Annotated in this window: 3 protein-coding genes and 1 pseudogene; 2 read left to right on the forward strand and 2 right to left on the reverse strand. The window is 72.9% G+C overall.

The window, feature by feature from the left end; translation table 11 throughout:
- Window positions 1-137 precede the first annotated feature (137 nt).
- Window positions 138-695 (reverse strand): TetR/AcrR family transcriptional regulator, encoded by a 558-nt coding sequence (locus tag BN12_RS21055; protein WP_048555524.1) that lies wholly within the window; start codon window positions 693-695, stop codon window positions 138-140.
- Between the two features lie 2 nt (window positions 696-697).
- A complete protein-coding gene (locus BN12_RS21060; protein ID WP_048555526.1) occupies window positions 698-1,117 on the reverse strand; it encodes an SRPBCC family protein in 420 nt (139 codons plus the stop codon).
- 47 nt (window positions 1,118-1,164) lie between these two features.
- Here BN12_RS21060 and BN12_RS21065 point away from each other — a divergent pair, with 47 nt between their 5' ends.
- Both BN12_RS21065 and BN12_RS25525 read left to right on the forward strand, forming a co-directional pair.
- Window positions 1,165-2,052 carry an AAA family ATPase gene (locus BN12_RS21065; RefSeq protein ID WP_235432578.1) on the forward strand — a complete coding sequence of 296 codons (888 nt, stop codon included), beginning with the start codon at window positions 1,165-1,167 and terminating at the stop codon, window positions 2,050-2,052.
- A 32-nt stretch (window positions 2,053-2,084) separates the two neighbouring features.
- A pseudogene (locus BN12_RS25525) lies at window positions 2,085-2,513 on the forward strand (hypothetical protein); the annotation flags it as partial.

Consider the following 2,513-nt stretch of genomic DNA (forward strand, 5'->3'; position numbering starts at 1 on the left):
CCGATCGGGGCCTGTGCACCACCCCGGCCGACCGGATGGCGGTCTGGCACCCGATCGGGGCCTGTGCACCACCCACCCTGGCGGTCTGGCACCCGATCGGGGCCTCTGCACCACCCCGACCCCGCGCGACACCCGACTCAGCCGGCGCCGAGCCGCGCCCGCATCATGGCGATGAACTCCTCGATGGCGGCGTCCGACGCAGCCCGGTCGCCGTCGATGAGCAGGTCGAAGCAGAGCCCCTGGCCGACGGCCATGGTGAGTCTGGCGAGCCGGTGCGCCGTCGCAGGATCGGTCCGCGTCGCATACAGGGACTCGAAGGCCGCCTCGGTCCGGTCGACAAGCGCCTCGCCGAGCTCGCGGGCATAGGCCTTCCCGTACATCGCGTGCGAGGCGAGCTCGAAGTAGAGCGCCCCGAACCGTTGGGCGTGGTCGGCCGTCAGCCGCCAGTTCTCGCGGCCGGCGACGAAGGGGTCGCTCTCCGTGGCGAACAGCTCCTCGAGCATCGCGGTGTCGGCGGCGACGACCGCCTCGATGACAGCGACGAGAAGGTCCTCCCGAGAGCCGAAGTGATAGTTCAGCATGCGCTGGCTCGTGCCGATGGCGGCCGCCAGGGTCCGCAGGCTCGTGTCGCGTACGCCGTTCTCGGCGAAATAGCCGATCGCCTTCTCCAGCAACGCGTTCCGAGGTGTGGTCACCGTCAGCGCCGCGCGGCGAGCCGAGCCAGCGTCTCCCCCTCCGACGCGGCCATCGCCCGTGACCTCCGGCTGAGCAGCAGCCGGACGGCGAAGGCCAGCGGCCCGGACCAGTCGAGGGTGAGCCGCACCTGGGAGCCGGTCGGGGCCGCCGAGACCGTATGCGACGCCGTCGTCGTGACCCCGGGCAGTCGGGCGACCCAGACGAACTCGCGGCCGGGCTCCCACGCCGTCACCTCGTAGACCGCCCGGGACAACCCGGGCTGGCGCACCTCGAACCGGGTGCCGATACCGGTCGGGCTCGGCCCCCCGACGTGTCGGACCTCCTCGAAGGTGGGCAGCACGTCGCCCCAGTGCTCCACGTCCGCGGTGACGGCCCACAGGTCCTCGGGCGAGGCCGTCGAGTCCTTCGTGATCTCGATCATGTATCAGATGATACATGATCGTGGAATGCGACGATGGGCCCGTGACGATCCCCGCGCAGCCCCGGTTCGCCTCGGTCGACGACGCCCAGGAGCGGCTCTCGGCCGTCGGCTACCTGCCGAGCGATGCCGTCGCGACGGCGGCCTATCTTGCCGACCGGCTCGGGAAGCCGCTCCTCGTCGAGGGACCCGCCGGTGTCGGCAAGACCGAGCTCGCGAAGGCCGTCGCCGCCGCGACCGGAGCCGGGCTCGTCCGCCTGCAGTGCTACGAGGGCGTCGACGAGGCCCGCGCCCTCTACGAGTGGAACCACGCCAAGCAGCTGCTCCGGATCACCGCCGGACGCTCGGCACCCGACGGAGACGGCGCCTGGGACGCGCTGCGCGACGACATCTTCACCGAGGAGTTCCTCCTGGCCCGGCCGCTCCTCACGGCGATCCGCAGTGCCGAGCCCGTCGTCCTCCTCGTCGACGAGCTCGACAAGGCCGACATCGAGATCGAGGGCCTCCTCCTGGAGGTGCTCGGTGACTTCCAGGTCACCGTGCCGGAGCTGGGGACGATGACGGCGACGCATCGGCCGTTCGTCGTCCTCACCTCGAATGCGACACGCGAGCTGTCCGAAGCGCTGCGCCGGCGCTGCCTCTACCTCCACATCGACTACCCGGACGCCGCGCTCGAGGAGCGCATCGTCCGGCTCCGGGTGCCCGGCCTCGACGCGGCGTTCGCCGAGTCGTCGGTCCGGCTCGTCCGCCGGCTGCGCGATCTGCGGCTGCGCAAGTCTCCGTCGGTCGCCGAGACGGTCGACTGGGCGCACACGCTCCTCGCTCTCGGCGCCGAGGACCTCACCCCCGCGCTCGTCCGGGAGAACCTCGGCGTGCTCCTCAAGCACCAGGACGACATCGAGCGCGCGACGGCCGCCCTCGACGCGTCACCGCGCTGACCGGCGAGCCCGGAGCGACGGCATACGACCTCATGACCTCCCCGACGACCGCATCGCCCAGCGCCCGGCCCAAGCCCCGGCTCGACGCCCGGCTCGTCGGCTTCGCGCGGTCCCTGCGCGACCACGGCGTCGTCGCGGGGACGAGCGAAGTCGTCGACGCCGGCCACGTCGTCACCACGCTCGGACTCGAGCACCGGGAGCGGCTCCGCGAGGGCCTGGCCTGCGCCCTCGTCCGCCGGGAGGGCCAGCGGGCGGTCTTCGACGAGGTGTTCGACGTGTGGTTCCCCGCCGCGGTCGGGCGGCGAACCGCCCTCCTCGAGGGCCCCGACGAGCACCCGGCCGGCGACCCGCTCGACGGGCCGCCCCTGACCCGCGGGGAACGGGACGCCCTCGCCGCGGCCCTGCGCCGGGAGCTGGCCGAGGCGCTCGCGGCCCATGACACGGCAGCCCTCGACCCGCTC

It is taken from the genome of Nostocoides japonicum T1-X7 (genome assembly GCF_001046855.1).
Lineage (GTDB): Bacteria > Actinomycetota > Actinomycetes > Actinomycetales > Dermatophilaceae > Nostocoides > Nostocoides japonicum.

Excerpts from the sequence above, each read along its gene's own strand:
- BN12_RS21060 (WP_048555526.1), bottom strand. The coding sequence starts at position 1,117 with ATGATCGAGATCACGAAGGACTCGACGGCCTCGCCCGAGGACCTGTGG.